The 17,438-nt window shown below is 69.6% G+C and carries 17 protein-coding genes; 13 read left to right on the forward strand and 4 right to left on the reverse strand.

Features of this window, described 5'->3' with window-relative positions; all coding sequences use genetic code 11:
* Positions 1-92 precede the first annotated feature (92 nt).
* From mca to A5757_RS15555, 4 genes are read left to right on the forward strand one after another with little or no spacing between them, the layout of a single operon-like run.
* Positions 93-965, forward strand: coding sequence for a mycothiol conjugate amidase Mca (gene mca / locus A5757_RS15540; RefSeq protein WP_066835638.1), 873 nt, complete (start codon positions 93-95; stop codon positions 963-965).
* Positions 962-1,252 carry a hypothetical protein gene (locus tag A5757_RS15545; protein ID WP_066835640.1) on the forward strand — a complete coding sequence of 97 codons (291 nt, stop codon included), beginning with the start codon at positions 962-964 and terminating at the stop codon, positions 1,250-1,252. The genes mca and A5757_RS15545 overlap by 4 nt, the downstream gene beginning before the upstream one ends.
* 28 nt (positions 1,253-1,280) lie before the next feature.
* Positions 1,281-3,242 (forward strand): thioredoxin domain-containing protein, encoded by a 1,962-nt coding sequence (locus A5757_RS15550; protein ID WP_066835642.1) that lies wholly within the window; start codon positions 1,281-1,283, stop codon positions 3,240-3,242.
* The gene (locus A5757_RS15555) at positions 3,239-3,607 is read left to right on the forward strand and encodes a nuclear transport factor 2 family protein (protein WP_066835644.1); all 369 of its coding nucleotides are present in this window, start codon (positions 3,239-3,241) and stop codon (positions 3,605-3,607) included. Before A5757_RS15550 ends, A5757_RS15555 begins: the two co-directional genes overlap by 4 nt.
* A 39-nt stretch (positions 3,608-3,646) precedes the next feature.
* Here the strand turns inward: A5757_RS15555 and A5757_RS15560 are convergent, their stop codons facing one another.
* Positions 3,647-4,393: a hemolysin III family protein gene (locus A5757_RS15560; RefSeq protein ID WP_066835646.1), complete on the reverse strand. Its 747-nt coding sequence runs from the start codon at positions 4,391-4,393 to the stop codon at positions 3,647-3,649.
* Between the two features lie 54 nt (positions 4,394-4,447).
* On the opposite strand from A5757_RS15560, the gene A5757_RS15565 reads away from it, so the two are divergent.
* From A5757_RS15565 to A5757_RS15580, 4 genes are all read left to right on the forward strand, one after another.
* On the forward strand, positions 4,448-5,245 hold the full coding sequence (locus A5757_RS15565; protein WP_066835648.1) for a (2Z,6E)-farnesyl diphosphate synthase: 798 nt from the start codon (positions 4,448-4,450) through the stop codon (positions 5,243-5,245).
* A 32-nt stretch (positions 5,246-5,277) separates the two neighbouring features.
* A complete protein-coding gene (locus A5757_RS15570; protein WP_066835650.1) occupies positions 5,278-6,666 on the forward strand; it encodes a hypothetical protein in 1,389 nt (462 codons plus the stop codon).
* A gap of 83 nt (positions 6,667-6,749) precedes the next feature.
* Positions 6,750-7,157, forward strand: a complete 408-nt coding sequence (locus A5757_RS15575; RefSeq protein WP_066835652.1) for a hypothetical protein — start codon at positions 6,750-6,752, stop codon at positions 7,155-7,157.
* A gap of 104 nt (positions 7,158-7,261) precedes the next feature.
* Positions 7,262-7,654, forward strand: coding sequence for a hypothetical protein (locus tag A5757_RS15580; protein WP_066835654.1), 393 nt, complete (start codon positions 7,262-7,264; stop codon positions 7,652-7,654).
* On the opposite strand, the gene coaA is transcribed toward A5757_RS15580, so the two are convergent.
* Positions 7,651-8,589 (reverse strand): type I pantothenate kinase, encoded by a 939-nt coding sequence (gene coaA, locus A5757_RS15585; RefSeq protein ID WP_066835656.1) that lies wholly within the window; start codon positions 8,587-8,589, stop codon positions 7,651-7,653. The two genes, A5757_RS15580 and coaA, sit on opposite strands and share 4 nt — an antisense overlap.
* A gap of 31 nt (positions 8,590-8,620) precedes the next feature.
* On the opposite strand from coaA, the gene A5757_RS15590 reads away from it, so the two are divergent.
* The 5 genes from A5757_RS15590 (at position 8,621) to A5757_RS15610 (ending at position 14,890) form a co-directional block, all read left to right on the forward strand.
* Positions 8,621-9,844, forward strand: coding sequence for a DUF885 domain-containing protein (locus tag A5757_RS15590; RefSeq protein WP_066835658.1), 1,224 nt, complete (start codon positions 8,621-8,623; stop codon positions 9,842-9,844).
* A 53-nt stretch (positions 9,845-9,897) separates the two neighbouring features.
* On the forward strand, positions 9,898-11,376 hold the full coding sequence (locus A5757_RS15595) for a glycine hydroxymethyltransferase (protein ID WP_066835660.1): 1,479 nt from the start codon (positions 9,898-9,900) through the stop codon (positions 11,374-11,376).
* Positions 11,377-11,433: 57 nt separating this feature from the next.
* A complete protein-coding gene (locus A5757_RS15600; protein WP_066835662.1) occupies positions 11,434-12,261 on the forward strand; it encodes an acyl-ACP desaturase in 828 nt (275 codons plus the stop codon).
* 198 nt (positions 12,262-12,459) lie between these two features.
* A complete protein-coding gene (locus A5757_RS15605; RefSeq protein ID WP_066835664.1) occupies positions 12,460-13,773 on the forward strand; it encodes a PhoH family protein in 1,314 nt (437 codons plus the stop codon).
* A gap of 46 nt (positions 13,774-13,819) precedes the next feature.
* The gene (locus tag A5757_RS15610; protein ID WP_066835665.1) at positions 13,820-14,890 is read left to right on the forward strand and encodes an NAD-dependent epimerase/dehydratase family protein; all 1,071 of its coding nucleotides are present in this window, start codon (positions 13,820-13,822) and stop codon (positions 14,888-14,890) included.
* Here the strand turns inward: A5757_RS15610 and A5757_RS15615 are convergent, their stop codons facing one another.
* Both A5757_RS15615 and glpX read right to left on the reverse strand, forming a co-directional pair.
* Positions 14,891-16,297, reverse strand: a complete 1,407-nt coding sequence (locus A5757_RS15615) for a class II fumarate hydratase (RefSeq protein WP_066835667.1) — start codon at positions 16,295-16,297, stop codon at positions 14,891-14,893.
* 33 nt (positions 16,298-16,330) lie between these two features.
* Positions 16,331-17,392 carry a class II fructose-bisphosphatase gene (gene glpX / locus A5757_RS15620; protein ID WP_082929498.1) on the reverse strand — a complete coding sequence of 354 codons (1,062 nt, stop codon included), beginning with the start codon at positions 17,390-17,392 and terminating at the stop codon, positions 16,331-16,333.
* Positions 17,393-17,438: the final 46 nt, after the last annotated feature.

The raw sequence follows: 17,438 nt of genomic DNA on the forward strand, positions 1-17,438 counted from the left end.
GCCGGCCTGGCTGGTTGCGACCTCGACGACGAGGCCAGACGCGGACCGCCCCCGGGCATACCTCCGAGGGCGCACGAGTTAGATGGAATGAGATGAGTGAACTGCGGTTGATGGCGGTGCATGCGCACCCTGACGACGAATCCAGCAAGGGTGCCGCGACGATGGCGCGGTACGCCGATCAGGGTGCGCGCGTGATGGTGGTGACGCTGACCGGCGGCGAGCGCGGGGACATCCTCAATCCCGCGATGGACATCCCCGAGGTGCACGGACGGATGGCCGAGATCCGGCGCGACGAGATGGCCCGGGCCGCGGAGATCCTCGGCGTCGAGCACCGCTGGCTGGGTTTCGTCGACTCCGGCCTGCCCGAAGGTGATCCGCTACCCCCGCTGCCCGAGGGCTGCTTCGCGCTCGTCCCGCTCGAGGGGCCGACCGAGGCGCTGGTGCGCGTCATCCGGGAATTCAAGCCCCACGTGATGACGACCTATGACGAGACCGGCGGCTATCCGCATCCTGACCACATCCGCTGCCATCAGGTGTCGCTCGCGGCGTACGAGGCGGCCGGCGACCATCGGCTGTTCCCGGACGCCGGAACACCGTGGAACGTGTCGAAGCTCTACTACAACCACGGCTTCCTGCGCGAACGTATGCAGCTGCTGCAGGACGAGTTCGCCAGGCGCGGCATGACGGGCCCGTTCGCGAAATGGCTGGAGAACTGGGATCCGGAGCTCGACGTCAACGCCCGGCGCGTCACCACCCGAGTCGAGTGCGCGAAGTACTTCCACCAGCGTGACGACGCGCTGCGCGCCCACGCCACCCAGATTGACCCCAACAGCTTTTTCTTCGCCACGCCGATGGAGTGGCAGCAGGAGCTGTGGCCGACCGAGGAGTTCGAGCTGGCCCGCTCGCGTGTGCCCGTGACGCTGCCGGAAGACGATCTCTTCGCCGGTATCGAGGTCGACCGATGACCCACACCCTGCTGCTGGCCACCGAACTGCTCGGCCAGGCACCCCGCGATACCGGACCGGACTTCGGCAAGGCCAGCCCGTTCGGGCTGCTGGTCGTCGTCGCCCTCCTGGTGGCGGTCTTCCTGCTGGTGTGGTCGATGAACCGCCACCTCAAGCGGCTGCCGGAATCGTTCGACCCCGAACACCCCGAACCCGACCAGGCCGTCGACGACGGCACCGTCGACCTCGGGGTCGACACCCCGCCGGGCACCGCGGCGCCGAAGCACAAGACGGAGCCCCCCGGTTAACCGCCTCGGCGATGCCACCAGCCCCTACCTGCGTCAGCACGCGGACAACCCGGTGCACTGGCGGGAATGGAACGCTGCTGCGCTCGCCGAGGCCGCGGACCGCGACGTGCCGATCCTGCTGTCGATCGGCTACGCGGCATGCCACTGGTGCCATGTGATGGCCCACGAGTCGTTCGCCGACGACGAGGTCGCTGCCGTGATGAACGCCGGCTTCGTCTGCATCAAGGTCGACCGAGAGGAACGTCCCGACCTCGACGCGGTGTACATGAACGCCACCGTCGCGATGACCGGCCAGGGCGGCTGGCCGATGACCTGCTTTCTCACCCCCGATGGCCGGCCCTTCTTCTGCGGCACCTACTACCCGAAGCCGAACTTCCTGGAGCTGTTGGCGGCCGTCACACAGACGTGGCGCGAGCGACGCGCCGAGGTGGAGGAGGCCTCCGACCAGGTCGCCGGCGAGCTGACGTCCATGGCGGCCGGGCTGCCCGGCGGCGGACCGCCGGTGGCGCCGGAACTGTGCGACGCGGCGGTGGCGGCGGTGCTCGCCGACGAGGACCGCACCCACGGCGGCTTGGGCGGCGCGCCGAAGTTCCCGCCGTCGGCGCTGCTCGAAGCGCTGCTGCGGCACCACGAGCGCACCGGTGCGGCCGACGCGCTGGCCGCCGTCGAACGCACCGGCGCCGCGATGGCCCGCGGGGGCATCTACGACCAGCTGGCAGGCGGCTTCGCCCGCTACAGCGTGGACGCCGGATGGGTGGTCCCGCACTTCGAGAAGATGCTCTACGACAACGCCCTGCTGCTGCGGGCCTACGCGCACTGGGCCCGGCGCACCGGCGATCCGCTGGCGCGCCGCGTCACCGCCGAGACCGCGGACTTCCTCATCCGCGACCTCGGCGCCGACGGGATGTTCGCCTCGTCACTGGACGCCGACACCGACGGCGTCGAGGGCCTCACCTACGTGTGGACGCCCGCCCAGCTGCGGGACGTGCTCGGTCCCGACGACGGCCGCTGGGCCGGCGAACTCTTCACCGTCACCGAGGCCGGCACGTTCGAACACGGCGCGTCGGTGCTGCAGCTTCGTGTCGATCCCGACGATGCGGCGCGCTTCGCGCGGGTACGCGCCGCGCTACTGGCCGCCCGCGCGGCCCGCCCGCAGCCCGGCCGCGACGATAAGGTCGTCACCGCCTGGAACGGGTTCGCGATCACCGCGCTCGTCGAGGCCGCCGTCGCGCTGGACCGCCCCGATCTGCTCGACGCGGCCGTCCGCTGCGGAGACGCCCTGATCCGGCTGCACCTCGTCGACGGCCGGCTGCGCCGCGCCGGCCTCGGCGGACGGGTGGGCCCGAGCGCCGCGATCCTCGACGATCACGCCGCACTGGCCACCGGGCTGCTCACCCTGTTCCAGGCGACCGGTGACGGCCGCTGGCTGACCGCCGGGCTCGGTCTGATCGACACCGCCCTGGACCACTTCACCGATCCGGCGCGACCCGGCCACTGGTTCGACACCGCCGACGACGCCGAGGCGCTGATGGTCCGGCCTGCTGACCCGTTCGACGGCGCCACCCCGTCGGGGGCGTCGAGCATCGCCGAAGCACTGCAGCTCGCCGCCCACCTGGCACCCACCGAGCGCTACACCGTGGCGGCCGACGCGACCCTGGCGAGTGCGACGCCGATCCTGGCCCGCGCCGCCCGCTCCGGCGGCCACTGGCTGGCCGTCGCGGAGGCGGCGGTGCGCGGACCGATCCAGATCGCGGTGGCCTGCGACCCCGCCGCGTCGGACCTGCTGCACGCTGCGCGGGTCCTCGCGCCCGGCGGGGCGGTCGTCGTCGGCGGAGCCGTGGACTCGTCGGAACTGCTGGCCGGCCGGGACCGCGTCGACGGCGCCGACGCCGCCTACGTGTGCCGCGGACGGGTGTGCGATCTGCCGGTGACCACTGCTCGGGATCTGGCCGCCGCGCTCGCCGCGGGCCGTGTAGCGTCCCGGCAATGACCGTCGATTCCAGGGCCATCGTCGAGCGTTATCTGAACACCGTGTGCACCGGCAGCGCCGCGGACGTCGCCGCGCTCTACGCCGAGGACGCCACGCTGGAGGATCCGGTCGGTGGGGGCGAGGTGCACATCGGCCGTGAGGCGATCGCCGGTTTCTACGCCAACACCGAGAACGTCGAGGTGACCACCGAACTGCTCGAATTCCGCTCCGGCGGTAACGAGGCGGCGTTCGTCTTCGCGATCACCGTCGAGATGGGCGGGGCGAAGATGCGCATCCAGCCGATCGAGGTGATGACGTTCAACGGTGAGGGTCAGATCGCGTCGATGAAGGCCTACTGGGGTCCGGAAAACATCACGCAGTTGTAGCCCCGAGTCGCTACGCTCCTGCCCGCCGGCAGCTCTAGCTCAGCCGGAGAACACCGCGAACCACATCGCGATGTAATGGCAGATCGCCGCGACCGCCGTGCAGGCGTGGAAGAACTCGTGGTGGCCGAAGGTCGTCGGCCACGGATTCGGCCACTTGAGGCCGTAGAGCACACCGCCGATGCTGTACAGCGCGCCGCCGACGATCAGCAGCACCACCGCGGCCACGCCGGCGCCGTCCATGATCGGGCCGATGAACCACGCGGCCACCCAACCGAGCAGCAGGTACAGCGGCACCCCGACCCAGGCGGGCGCGGACGGCCAGAACATCTTGAGCAACACCCCGGCGATCGCCCCGGACCACACGATCCACAGCAGCACCGCACCCTCGTCCGACGACAACGCCAGCGCCGCGAACGGCGTGTAGCTGCCGGCGATGAACACGAAGATCATCGAGTGGTCGGCCCGCTTCATCCACTTGCGGGCCGTCGGGGAGCGCCAGTTCACCCGGTGATAGGTGCCGCTGACGGTGAACATCGCCACAATGGTCAGCGTGTAGATGAGCGTCGCGATCCCGGCGCGCGTGGACTGTTCGGCCCACGACACCGACACCAGGGTCGCGCCACAGATGACCGCGACGACCGCCGAATAGACGTGAATCCAGCCCCGGGCACGCGGTTTGCCGAGGAAGTTCGCGACGCCTTCGGCGACAGCCTCCGGGAAGTCCTCGGGTTCGCCCTTGGTCGAGCGTGCGTCGCCGGCCTCAATCGGAGCGGACGGGGTCGTCATCTCACCTCACGAACTCGTCGGGGGCACTCGAGCGCCACAGTAGTCTGAACAGCGATGGACATCATCCCGCCGCGACTCAAAGAGCCTGCGTACCGGCTCTACGAGATGCGGTTGCGCCAGGAGCTGGCGCGGTCCAAATCGCAACTGCCACGCCATATTGCCGTTCTGTGCGACGGCAACCGCCGTTGGGCCCGTGATGAAGGCCACGACGACGTCACCTACGGCTACCGCGCCGGCGCCGCGAAGATCGCCGAGATGCTGCGCTGGTGCCAGGCCGCGGGCATCGAGATGGCGACCGTCTACCTGCTCTCGACGGAGAACCTGCAGCGCGACGCGTCCGAGCTCGCCGAGCTGATCGACATCATCACCGAGGTGGTCGAGGAGATCTGCGCCCCGGTGAACCACTGGAGCGTGCGCACCGTCGGCGACCTCGAACTGCTCGGGGAGGAGCCGGCGCGGCGGCTGCGCGACGCCGTCGACTCCACGCAGACCGACACGGCCGCCGGGCAGTTCCACGTCAACGTGGCCGTCGCCTACGGCGGCCGCCGGGAGATCGTCGACGCCGTGCGCGCGCTGCTCGGCAAATGCCTGGCCGACGGCGCCACCGGCGAACAGCTGATCGAGGCCGTCACCGCCGAGGCGATCTCGGAGAACCTCTACACCTCCGGCCAACCCGACCCCGATCTGGTGATCCGCACGTCCGGCGAGCAGCGGCTGTCCGGATTCCTGCTGTGGCAGAGCGCGTATTCGGAGATGTGGTTCACCGACGCCTACTGGCCGGCGTTCCGCCGGGTCGACTTCCTGCGGGCGCTGCGCGACTACACCGCGCGCCACCGCCGCTTCGGCAGGTGAGCGGCGGCCCGCCGTCATGCCACACTTGAGCCATGACGGCGCTGTCGGCCGTGGTCTTCGCGCTGAGCTGGTGGCTCGGGCTGTATCTGCTTGCCCGTGACCCCCGCAAACCGGTGCTGGTACTGGCCGCGGTCGGATTGACGAGTTTCGCCGCCGTGGTCGCGCTGGACGCGGTGCGGCTGGCCGGCGGTGCCGACGTCCTCGGCCGCATCGAGATCTATCTGGTGGCGGTGCCGGGAATCGCGTGGTTCGCCGTCCTGCTCGAGCTGTCCCGCGCCGACGACGCCGGTGGCTGGCGCGGCCGCGCCGGGGAGCTCGCGGCGACCGCGATGGTGGCCGCCGGGTCGTTCGCGGGCGCTGCGCTGGCCGGCAGTGTGGAGGGTCCGGTGCGGCCGGGGCACTGGCTGATGTTCGCGGTGGTGTCGGTGTCGTCGCTCGGGGCGATGGTGCGCGCGGTGCGCCGCGGGGTGCGGCCGGTGCCGGTGGTCGGGTTCGTCATCATCGCAACGCTGTTCTTCGCGCTCGGCAATGCCATCCTGGTCATCCCGCTCGGCCTGGTGCCGAGCTGGCTGGCGCTGGCGTCGACGGGGTTCGACGTCGCGCTGCTGGGTGTGGCGGTCGCGATCTGGGACGCCTTCGACGAGGGGCAGGCGCTGCGGGCCCACATGCGCCGGTCGTTCGTCGCGACGTCGGCGGTGGCGGTGCTGTTCGGCGGGCAGGTGCTGATCGGGATGGCCGTCACCGGATCGACGACAGCCGGATCAACGACCGTGGGGCCGCACACCGCGTTGGTGGTGCTGTTGTTCACCAGCCTGGCGCTCGCGATCGCCATCAACGTGTTGGCCGACCCGCTGGCCGGTCTGCTCGACCGGCTCGCGTTCTCGCGGTCACCGGATCTGCGCGCCGACCGCGCCGCGTTGCGCACCACTCAGACGGCGCTGCCGCTGCGATCGGTCAACCCGCTCGACGACGTCGATGACGAGACGTTCACCCGGCTCACCCGCCGCGCGCTCGGCCACTACGGCGATCTGTCGAAACTGGTGGCCAGTCCGCTCACGGCGCTGCCGATCATCGACGCACGGCTGGCCGCCCGCGGCGCACCGGATCAACCCCTGGAGCGGGCCAACGAACTGCGGGCGCTGCTGGCCGATCGCATCGCGGCGCTGAAACCGCGGGATGCCGGCGACTTCGGCACCACCGAACAGTGGCGCCACTACAACTCGCTGTACTTCCCGTACGTCGCCGGGGTGCGGGCGTATGCGCAGAACGCGACGCCGGCCGGGCTGGACCCGGTGGCGAGGCGGGCCTGGCAGTGGTTGGTCACCGAGGTGCCGCAGCGGTCGCTGCACAACTGGCAGACGGCCGCCGCGCGGGTGATCGCCGCGGATCTGCGCAGCGATCCGGTCGCCGTCCACCACTGATCGCAGCGCTCTGACCTGCGGCCGGCAGTTCTTGGCAGCATTGTGCGTCGATCTGGCAGCGGCTGTTGAGCAATGTGACGGACATGGCCGCCGTCATCACCCGCCCACTGTCCGATTCGTCCGACTCGCTGCTGCGCTTCGCGATGCGCGCCGATGCCACGGTGTGCGCCGGGGTCGGTCTGCTGGTCGCGATGACCGCCGATCCACTCGCCCGGCTGACCGGTGTGTCGGCCACCGCCGCATGGCTCGGTGGCGCCGCGCTGGTCGCCTACGGCGCCGTGCTCTACGTGCTGGCCGCCGTCAGCCGCCTCCGCCGCATCGGCGTCGCGCTCGTCGTCGCCAACACGGCCTTCGCCGTAGGCGCGACGGTGGGCGTGACCGGCGGCGCGGTGCCGCTCACTTCGGTCGGTGCCGTGCTGGTGCTGGCGTTCGCCGCCGTCACCGCCGCGCTGGCATGGCTGCAATACCTCGGGGTGCGCCGTCTGGCGTGACTCCCTGCCGCCGGTGCGGGGCGCCGTCCGTTCGAGGTTCAGCGTGCGCCCCGCATCCGGCCCCCCCGGATGTCAGAGCAGTTCCCCCCACCAGAGGAGACAAGATGATCACCACCGAATTCACCCGCACCGACTCGCTGCTGCGGCTGGCGATGCGCGCCGACGCCGTCCTCACCGGGCTGGCCGGCCTCGCCGTCCTGCCGATCGCCGGATGGGTCGCCGAAATCTCCGGCACCACGACGGCGATCGAATACTCGCTCGCCGCGTTCTTCATCGGCTACGGCGTCGTGGTGTTCGGGCTCGCGGCGCTGCCGTCGGTACGGCGAGCGGGTCTCGCGGTGATCGCCGCGAACCTGCTGTACTCGTTGGCCGCGGTGGCCGTCGTCGTCTCCGATGTGTGGACGATGACCGTCACGGGCGTCGTGATCACGTTGGCCACCGGCGTCTACACCGCGGGGTTTGCTGCGCTGCAGTACCGCGGTGTGCGGCGCATCTAGAGCTTCCGCAGTCGCAACCGGTTGATCGCGTGGTCGGCGTCCTTGCGCAGCACCAGCGTCGCCCGCGGCCGGGTCGGCAGGATGTTCTCGATCAGGTTGGGCCGGTTGATCGAATGCCAGATGTCGCGGGCGGCGAAGACGGCCGCCTCGTCGGTCAGCGTGGCGTAGTGATGGAAGTGCGATGCGGGATCCGCGAACGCCGTCGAGCGCATCGTCAAGAAGCGCGAGATGTACCAGCCCTCGATGTCCTCCAGTCGGGCGTCGACGTAGACCGAGAAGTCGAACAGGTCCGACACCATCAGCGCGGGTCCGGTCTGCAACACGTTGAGTCCCTCGAGGATGAGGATGTCCGGATGCCGGATCACCTGCTCCTCGCCCGGGATGATGTCGTAGAGCAGATGTGAGTACACCGGAGCGCACGCGATACCGGCCCCCGACTTGACGGCCGTGACGAACCTCATCAACGCCCTGCGGTCGTAGGACTCCGGAAAACCCTTGCGGTGCATCAGGTTTCGACGGGCCAGCTCGGCGTTGGGGTAGAGGAACCCGTCGGTGGTGACCAGATCGACGCGGGCGTGGTTGCCCCAGCGGGCCAGCAGCGCCTGCAGCACGCGGGCGGTGGTCGATTTGCCGACCGCGACGCTGCCCGCCACGCCGATGATGAACGGCACCGGCCGGTCGGGGTTCTGCTGCGGTTCGCCGAGGAACTCCGCGGTCGCGGCGAACAGCCGCTGGCGCGCCGCGACCTGCAGATGGATCAGCCGGGCCAGCGGGAGGTAGACCTCCTCGACTTCGAGCAGGTCGATCTTCTCGCCGAGGCCGCGGAGCTTGACCAGCTCCTCCTCGGTGAGTTTGAGCGGCGTCGACATGCGAAGCGCACGCCACTGGGTGCGATCGAACTCGACGTAGGGGCTCGGTTCGCTCAGCCGCGCCATGTGTTCAGTCTTGCAGTTAGCGTGGTGGGCCATGGACGTAGGTACTGATTCAGACACTCTCATCCGCGAGTACCTGCTGCTCGGTCTGCGCTTCGATCGGGTCGAGGACGGTTACGTCGACTCCTTCACCGGGGACCCCGCGTTGCGCGGTGTGGTCGCCGACGAACCGGCCCCGGATCCGGCCGATCTCGCCCGTCAGGCCGAACGGCTCCTGGCCGCCGTCCCGGACGTGCCCCGCACCGACGGTTTCGACGACGTGCGTGCGGACTATCTGTCGGCGCACCTGCGCGCGCTGGCGCTGGCGGGCCGCAAGTTCGCCGGCGAGCAGGTCGGGTTCGTCGACGAGGTCGAGGCCTACTTCGACGTCCGCATCCGCAAGGGCGACCCGGAGACCTACCGGCAGGCCCACCGCGCACTCGACGAGGCGCTCGGCGGCACCGGTTCGCTGGCCGACCGGGTGCAGGCCCACCGCACCGCCGACGAGATCCCGCCGGCGCGGCTCGAGGAGTGCATCCACGCCTTTTCGAGCGCGCTGCGCGACCGGGTGCGGGCGACGTATCCGCTGCCCGATCGCGAGACCATCACCTACGAGGTGGTCACCGACAAACCGTGGTCGGGCTTCAACTACTACCTCGGCGACTACCGGTCGACGGTCGCCGTCAACGCCGACCTCAAACAGCAGATGGCCAACCTGCCGCGGCTGGTGGCCCACGAGTCCTATCCCGGCCACCACACCGAGCACTGCCGGAAGGAAGCCGGGCTGGTGGCGGGCAAGGGTCAGGTCGAGCAGACGATCTTCCTGGTCAACACGCCACAGTGCCTGATGGCCGAGGGGCTCGCCGACCTCGCGCTCTACGCGGTCGTGGGGCAGGGCTGGGGGAGTTGGGCCGAGGAGATCTACGCCGACCTGGGACTGCGGTTCGACGGGGCCCGCGCCGAGGCGGTGTCCGCGGCGACCGCCGCGCTGGCCGACGTGCGCCAGGATGCCGCGCTGATGCTGCACGACGAGGGCCGCGACGTCGACGAGGTCGTCGAGTTCCTCAAGCGCTGGCTGCTGGTCGACGACCGCCGGGCGCGCCAGTCGCTGCGGTTCCTGTCTTCGCCGCTGTGGCGGGCCTACACCAGCACCTACGTCGAGGGCTACCGGCTGTTGCGTGGCTGGCTGGACGACCGACCGGACGGGGTGACGCTGACGGAGCGGTTCGGCCGGCTGTTGGACGAGCCGCTGATTCCGTCGTCGCTGCGCGCGGCCTGAGTCTGTGGCACCGCGGTGACCGTCGCGGCGCGCCCGCGACTACCCTGAACCCCATGACTGCAGACTCCGTGACCGCCTCGGCCGCTGCACCGGGCGCCGAGTACGCCGAGACCGCGAGCGCCGCCTACCGGGCCGCGCTGCAGGTCATCGAGTCCGTCGAACCGCGCATCGCCGCCGCGACGCGCCAAGAGCTCGCCGACCAGCGGGCGTCGCTCAAGCTGATCGCCAGCGAGAACTACGCCTCACCCGCCGTCCTGCTGACGATGGGTTCGTGGTTCTCCGACAAGTACGCCGAGGGCACGATCGGCCACCGCTTCTACGCGGCCTGCCAGAACGTCGACACGGTCGAGAGCCTGGCCGCCGAACACGCCCGCGAACTGTTCGGCGCTCCCTACGCCTACGCGCAGCCGCACTCCGGCATCGACGCCAATCTCGTCGCGTTCTGGGCGATCCTGGCCACCCGCATAGAAGGCCCAGGGCTAGCGGCGCTCAATGCCAAGCACGTCAACGACCTGTCCGAACAGGACTGGGAGGGGTTGCGCAACAAGCTCGGCAACCAGCGTCTGCTGGGCATGTCGCTGGACACCGGCGGCCACCTCACACACGGGTTCCGACCGAACATCTCCGGCAAGATGTTCCACCAGCGCAGCTACGGCACCGACCCGGAGTCCGGTCTGATCGACTACGACGCCGTCGCCGCCGCGGCCCGCGAATTCAAACCGTTGATCCTGGTCGCGGGCTACTCGGCCTATCCGCGGCGGGTGAACTTCGCCAAGATGCGCGAGATCGCCGACGACGTCGGCGCCACGCTGCTCGTGGACATGGCGCACTTCGCCGGTCTGGTCGCGGGCAAGGTCTTCACCGGTGACGAGGATCCGGTGCCGCACGCCCACGTCACCACGACGACGACGCACAAGTCGCTGCGCGGGCCTCGCGGCGGGCTGGTGCTCGCCCAGCCCGAATACGCCGACGCCGTCGACAAGGGCTGCCCGATGGTGCTGGGCGGACCGCTGTCTCATGTGATGGCCGCCAAGGCCGTCGCGCTGGCCGAGGCGCGCCAACCCGCGTTCCAGACCTACGCGCAGCGCGTCGCCGACAACGCCAAATCGCTCGCCGAGGGTTTCCTCAAGCGCGGCGCCCGCCTGGTCACCGGCGGCACCGACAACCACATCGTGCTGCTCGACGTGACGAGTTTCGGCCTCACCGGGCGGCAGGCCGAGTCCGCGCTGCTCGACGCCGGCGTGGTCACCAACCGCAACTCGATCCCCAACGATCCGAACGGTGCCTGGTACACCAGCGGCATCCGCTTCGGCACGCCCGCGCTGACCACCCGCGGCTTCGGTGCCGCCGAATTCGACCGGGTTGCCGAGCTGGTCGTCGACGTGCTGAACAACACCACGCCCAATCCGACTGGCCCGGCCGGGTTCTCCAAGGCCAAGTACACGTTGGCCGACGGCACCGCCGACCGGATCCACGCCGCGTCCGCCGAGATGCTCGACGCCAACCCGCTCTACCCCGGGCTGTCGTTGTAGCTGCGGCACGCCCCGGGGAATTTTACGATCCCCACAGAATTGGGTTACTGTAACTGCATGGCACAGAAACCTGTTCCTAACGCGTTCACCCTCGAGCTCGAGCCCGTCGTCATGGCCGAGTTGCGTCGCCACTACGACTCCGAGGACCTCTGGTACGCGCACGATTACGTGCCGTTCGACCAGGGCGAGAACTTCGCGTTCCTCGGTGGGCGCGACTGGGATCCCTCGGATGTCACGCTGCCCAAGCACGTCACCGACGCGCTGGAGATCCTGCTGATCACCAAGGACAACCTCGCCGGCTATCACCGCGAGCTCGTCGAGCACTTCATCCTCGAGGAGAAGTGGGGTCGCTGGCTCGGCCGCTGGACCGCCGAGGAGCACCTGCACGCCGTCGCGCTGCGCAACTACCTCGTCGTCACCCGCGAGATCGACCCGGCCGCCAACGAGGACGTCCGCGTCGAGCACGTGATGAAGGGTTACCGCGCCGACACCTACTCCCAGATCGAGACGCTGGTGTTCATGGCGTTCTTCGAGCGCGCGCACGCGGTGTTCTGCCGCAACCTCGAGGCGCAGATCGACGACCCGGTCCTCAAGGCGCTCATGGGCCGTATCGCCCGCGACGAGGAGCGCCACGAGGAGTTCTTCGCGAACCTGGTGGCGCACTGCCTCGGCGTCGACCGCGACGAGACCGTGGCCGCCATCGCGGCCCGCGCGGGCGCCTTGGACGTGGTGGGCGGCGACATCGACGCCTACGCCGACAAGCTCGCGAACGTGGCCGAACACGGCATCTTCGACCGGGCCCAGCTGAACACCGTCATCGCCGACCGGATCGCGGCCTGGGGACTGGCCGACGAGCCTGCGGTGCAGGAGTTCACGAAGGCGTAACGCGCTGTTGCGCAACTCCGGCGCGCCTGCACAGCGCGCGACGCGCGGCGGGAGTAGCGTCGGCTCCGATGGCTAGCGAATTGCTCTGCTGTCCGGGCGGCACCCGATCGTTGCTCTTACGAGGGAGCCGGCCCCGGCTCCGTGCCGCAGCGTCCGCCGACAGGTTCGCGGGGGACCCGCGGATTTCAGGAGCGTTCCGTGACTGATTCTCCTCTTCGGACCTACGTGCTCGATACCTCCGTGTTGCTCTCAGATCCCTGGGCATGCACGCGGTTCGCCGAACACGACGTGGTCGTGCCGCTGGTGGTCATCAGTGAGTTGGAGGCCAAACGGCACCACCACGAGCTGGGCTGGTTCGCCCGGCAGGCGTTGCGCTTCTTCGACGACATGCGGCTCGAGCACAGCCGGCTCGATCAGCCCATTCCCGTTGGGGCGCAAGGCGGCACGCTGCACGTCGAGCTGAACCACAGCGATCCGTCGGTGCTGCCCGCCGGATTCCGCACCGACAGCAACGACTCCCGCATCCTCACCGTCGCAGCCAATCTCGCCGCCGAGGGTAAACACGTCACGCTGGTCAGCAAGGACATCCCGCTCCGCGTCAAGGCCGGCGCCGTCGGGCTCGCGGCCGACGAATACCACGCCCAGGACGTCGTGGTGTCCGGCTGGACCGGTATGGACGAGATCGACGTGACGGCCGACGAGGTGGACGCGCTGTTCGCCGAGGGTGAGATCGATCTGGCCGAGGCGCGAGATCTGCCGTGCCACACCGGTGTTCGGCTGCTCGGCGGCAACTCCCATGCGCTCGGGCGGGTCAACGCCGCCAAGCGTGTCCAGCTGGTGCGCGGCGATCGGGAGGTGTTCGGCCTCCGGGGAAGGTCCGCCGAACAGCGCGTCGCCCTCGATCTGCTGCTCGACGAGTCCGTCGGGATCGTATCTCTCGGCGGTAAGGCCGGCACCGGGAAATCCGCGCTCGCGCTGTGCGCCGGGCTCGAGGCCGTCCTCGAGCGGCGCACCCAGCGCAAGGTCGTGGTGTTCCGGCCGCTCTACGCCGTCGGCGGCCAGGAACTCGGCTACCTGCCGGGCAGTGAGAGCGAGAAGATGGGCCCGTGGGCCCAGGCCGTGTTCGACACGCTCGAGGGGCTGGCCAGCCCGGCGGTGCTGGAGGAGGTGCTCAGCCGGGGAATGCTCGAAGTCCTTCCGCTGACCCACATCCGTGGCCGGTCGCTGCACGACTCGTTCGTGATCGTCGACGAGGCGCAGTCGCTCGAGCGCAACGTGCTGCTGACGGTGCTGTCCCGGTTGGGCGCCGGATCGCGGGTGGTGCTCACCCACGACGTCGCCCAGCGCGACAACCTGCGCGTCGGCCGACACGACGGTGTCGCCGCGGTCATCGAGAAGCTGAAGGGTCACCCACTGTTCGCGCACGTCACGCTGCAGCGCAGCGAACGGTCGCCGATCGCCGCCCTGGTCACCGAGATGCTCGAGGAGTTCAGCCCCGGCGCGCTGCCGTGACGAACCCGGGGGTGTGACTGCGCCCCATCCGGGTATCGCTCTGGTCATGACTCGTGTGGTGATCACCGGAGCAAGCGGCAACGTCGGCACCGCGTTGCTGAAACGACTGGCGGACGCCGGCGGCTACGACGTCGTCGGCGTCACCCGGCGGCGACCCCCGTCCAGCGGTATCTACCAGACCGCCCAATGGCATCAGCTCGACCTCGCCGACGCCAACGCCGAAGCCCAGCTGGAACTCGTGTTCCGTGACGCCGATGCCGTGGTGCACCTGGCGTGGGGGTTCCAGCCGACGCGCAACATCAGCTACCTGGAGGCCGTCGGGGTGGGCGGCACCCGGGCGGTGCTCAACGCCGCGGATGCCGCCGGGGTAGGCCAACTGATCCACATGTCGTCGGTCGGTACCTACGCGGCGGGCCGGTACGGGCAGTACGTCGACGAGACGTGGTCCACCGCGGGTATCGACACCTCGCCCTACAGCAGGCACAAATCGGCGGCCGAATCGCTGCTCGACGCCTACGAGGCCGGCAGCGGCGACGTGACGATCACCCGGATGCGGCCGGGCTTCATCGTGCAGCGCAGCGCCGCAGGCGGTTTCCGGCGCTACGCGCTGCCCGCCTTCGTCGAGCCGCGGTGGCTCCGATTCCTGCCGGTGCTGCCGCTCGACCGGGAACTGGTGATCCCCATCATCCACGCCGACGACGTGGCCGACGCCTTCGCCCGCGCACTCGAGCGCGGCGCCGGCGGCCCGTTCAACCTCATGGCCGAGCCGCCGGTGCGTCGCAACGAGGTCGCCAAGCAGCTCGGCGCGATGCCGCTGCACGTGCCGTCGTCGCTGCTGCGACCCGCGGTCGCACTGTCTTGGCGGGCGCGGCTGCAACCGATCGACGAGGGCTGGCTGGACATGTCGTTCAGCGTGCCGCTGCTGGACACCACGCGGGCGCGCGAAGTGCTCGACTGGACGCCGCAGTACACCTCGGCCGAAGCGCTCGCCGACATGGGCCAGGGCTTCAAGCACTGCGCCGACACCGAGAGCCCGGTGCTGTCCTACCGCGGTCCGCTGACCAGCATGCTGCGGGATCTGACGGCCGGTCCGATCACCGACCGCCACATCCCGTGATCAGTCGCCGTCCTGCACCCGCGCCATCGCCAGCACGTCGAGCCGCTTGTCGAGTTCTTCCTCGGACAGCTTGTCGCCGATCAGGCCGCGGTCGATGACCGTCTGCCGGATCGTCTTCTTGTCCTTGAGCGCTTCCTTGGCGACCTTGGCCGCCTCCTCGTAGCCGATCGCCGAGTTCAGCGGCGTGACAATGGACGGCGACGACTCGGCCAGCTCGCGCAGCCGGTCCTCGTTGGCGACGAGCCCGTCGATGCACTTGCCGGCGAACAGCCGCGACACGTTGGCCAGCAGCGTGAACGATTCGAGCACGTTGCGCGCCATCATCGGGATGTAGACGTTCAGCTCGAACGCCCCGGACAACCCGCCGACGGCGACTGCGGCGTCGTTGCCGATGACCTGGGCGGCGACCTGCGTAACCGCCTCGGGCAGAACGGGATTCACCTTGCCCGGCATGATCGAGCTGCCCGGCTGCAGATCCGGCAACTGGATCTCGCCGAGGCCGGTCAGCGGACCTGAGCCCATCCAGCGGATGTCGTTGGCGATCTTGGTCAGCGAGACGGCGATGGTCTTCAGCGCGCCGGACGCCTCGACGAGTCCGTCGCGGGCGGCCTGGGCCTCGAAGTGGTCGACCGCGGGACGCAGCTCCTCGACACCGGTCTCGTTCCTGAGCACCTCGACGACCTTGTCGCCGAAGCCTTCCGGCGCGTTCAGGCCGGTGCCGACCGCGGTACCGCCGATCGCGAGCTCACCGAGCCTTGGAAGGCACCCGCGCACCCTCTCTATGCCGGCCTCGATCTGCCGGGCGTACCCACCGAATTCCTGACCGAGGGTCACCGGCACCGCGTCCATCAGGTGGGTGCGGCCGGACTTGACGGTGGTGCGCCACTGCCGGGCCTTCCCGGCCAGCGACTCGTGCAGCACCTCGAGCGCCGGAATGAGATGGCGCACAGCGGCTTCGGTGGCCGCGATGTGGGTGGCCGTCGGGAAGGTGTCGTTGCTGCTCTGCGACATGTTGACGTCGTCGTTGGGGTGCACCGTCACGCCGTTGCGGGCGGCGATCGACGCGATCACCTCGTTGGCGTTCATGTTCGAGCTGGTACCCGAACCGGTCTGGAACACGTCGATCGGGAACTGGTCGTCGTGCTTACCGTCGGCGATCTCGGCGGCCGCGGCGATGATCGCGTCGGCCTTCTCGCCGTCGAGCAGTCCGAGGTCCTTGTTCACCTGTGCGCAAGCGCCTTTGAGCAGACCCATCGCGCGGATCTGCGTACGCTCCAGCGGCCGGAACGAGATGGGGAAGTTCTCGACTGCCCGCTGGGTCTGGGCGCGCCACAGCGCGTCCTTGGGCACCCGGACCTCGCCCATGGTGTCGTGCTCGATGCGATATTCGACGTCGTTGTCGGACATGTAGCTCCCTGAGGGTGTCGTGGGGGGATCGGGTTACGGCAGGGGATAGGCGGCGGTGCTGTCGCCGGTGAAGTTCACGGCCGAGTACTCGTTGAGTTTCGACAGCCGGTGATACGCCTCGATCATCCGGACCGTGCCGGACTTCGACCGCATCACGATCGACTGGGTGGTGCATCCGCCGCCGAAGAAGCGCACGCCCTTGAGCAGGTCGCCGTCGGTGACGCCGGTGGCGCAGAAGAACACGTTCTCGCCGGCCACCAGGTCTTTGGTGGTGAGGACCTTGTCGAGGTCGTAGCCGCGGTCGATGGCGCGCTGACGCTCCTCGTCGTCGGTGGGCGCCAGCGTGGCCTGGATCTCGCCGCCCATGCAGCGGATCGCGGCGGCGGCGATGATGCCCTCCGGGGTGCCGCCGATGCCGACGAGCAGATCGGTGCCCGATTCGGGCCGGCAGGCCGAGATCGCGCCGGCGACGTCGCCGTCGGAGATCAGCCGGATGCGGGCGCCGGCGGCGCGCACGTCGGCCATCAGCTTCGCGTGGCGGGGCCGGTCGAGGATGCAGACGGTGACGTCGGAGACCGACGCTTTGCGCACCTTGGCGATGCGCTGGATGTTGGCCGCGATCGGCGAGGTGATGTCGATGAAGTCCGCGACGTCGGGTCCGCCGGCGATCTTGTTCATGTAGAACACCGCCGACGGGTCGAACATGGCGCCCCGCTCGGCGACCGCGAGCACCGAGATCGCGTTCGGCATGCCCTTGCTCATCAGCGTGGTGCCGTCGACCGGGTCGACGGCGAAGTCGCAGTCGGGTCCGTCGCCGTTGCCGACCTCTTCGCCGTTGTAGAGCATCGGCGCGTTGTCCTTCTCGCCCTCGCCGATCACCACGACGCCGCGCATGGACACCGAGTTCACCAGTTCGCGCATGGCGTCGACGGCCGCACCGTCGCCGCCCTCCTTGTCGCCGCGGCCGACCCAGCGGCCCGCGGCCATGGCGCCGGCCTCGGTGACGCGGACGAGTTCGAGCGCGAGGTTACGGTCGGGGGCTTCACGGCGGCGCGATGAGCCGCTTGCGCGAAGAGCATCGGAGTCAGCTGGCATGGGGTGATTGTCCCAGAACCCGTCCACCGTCCGGGACCTGGGATAC

It is taken from the genome of Mycobacterium sp. 852013-51886_SCH5428379 (assembly GCF_001665575.1).
Taxonomy (GTDB): Bacteria; Actinomycetota; Actinomycetes; order Mycobacteriales; family Mycobacteriaceae; genus Mycobacterium.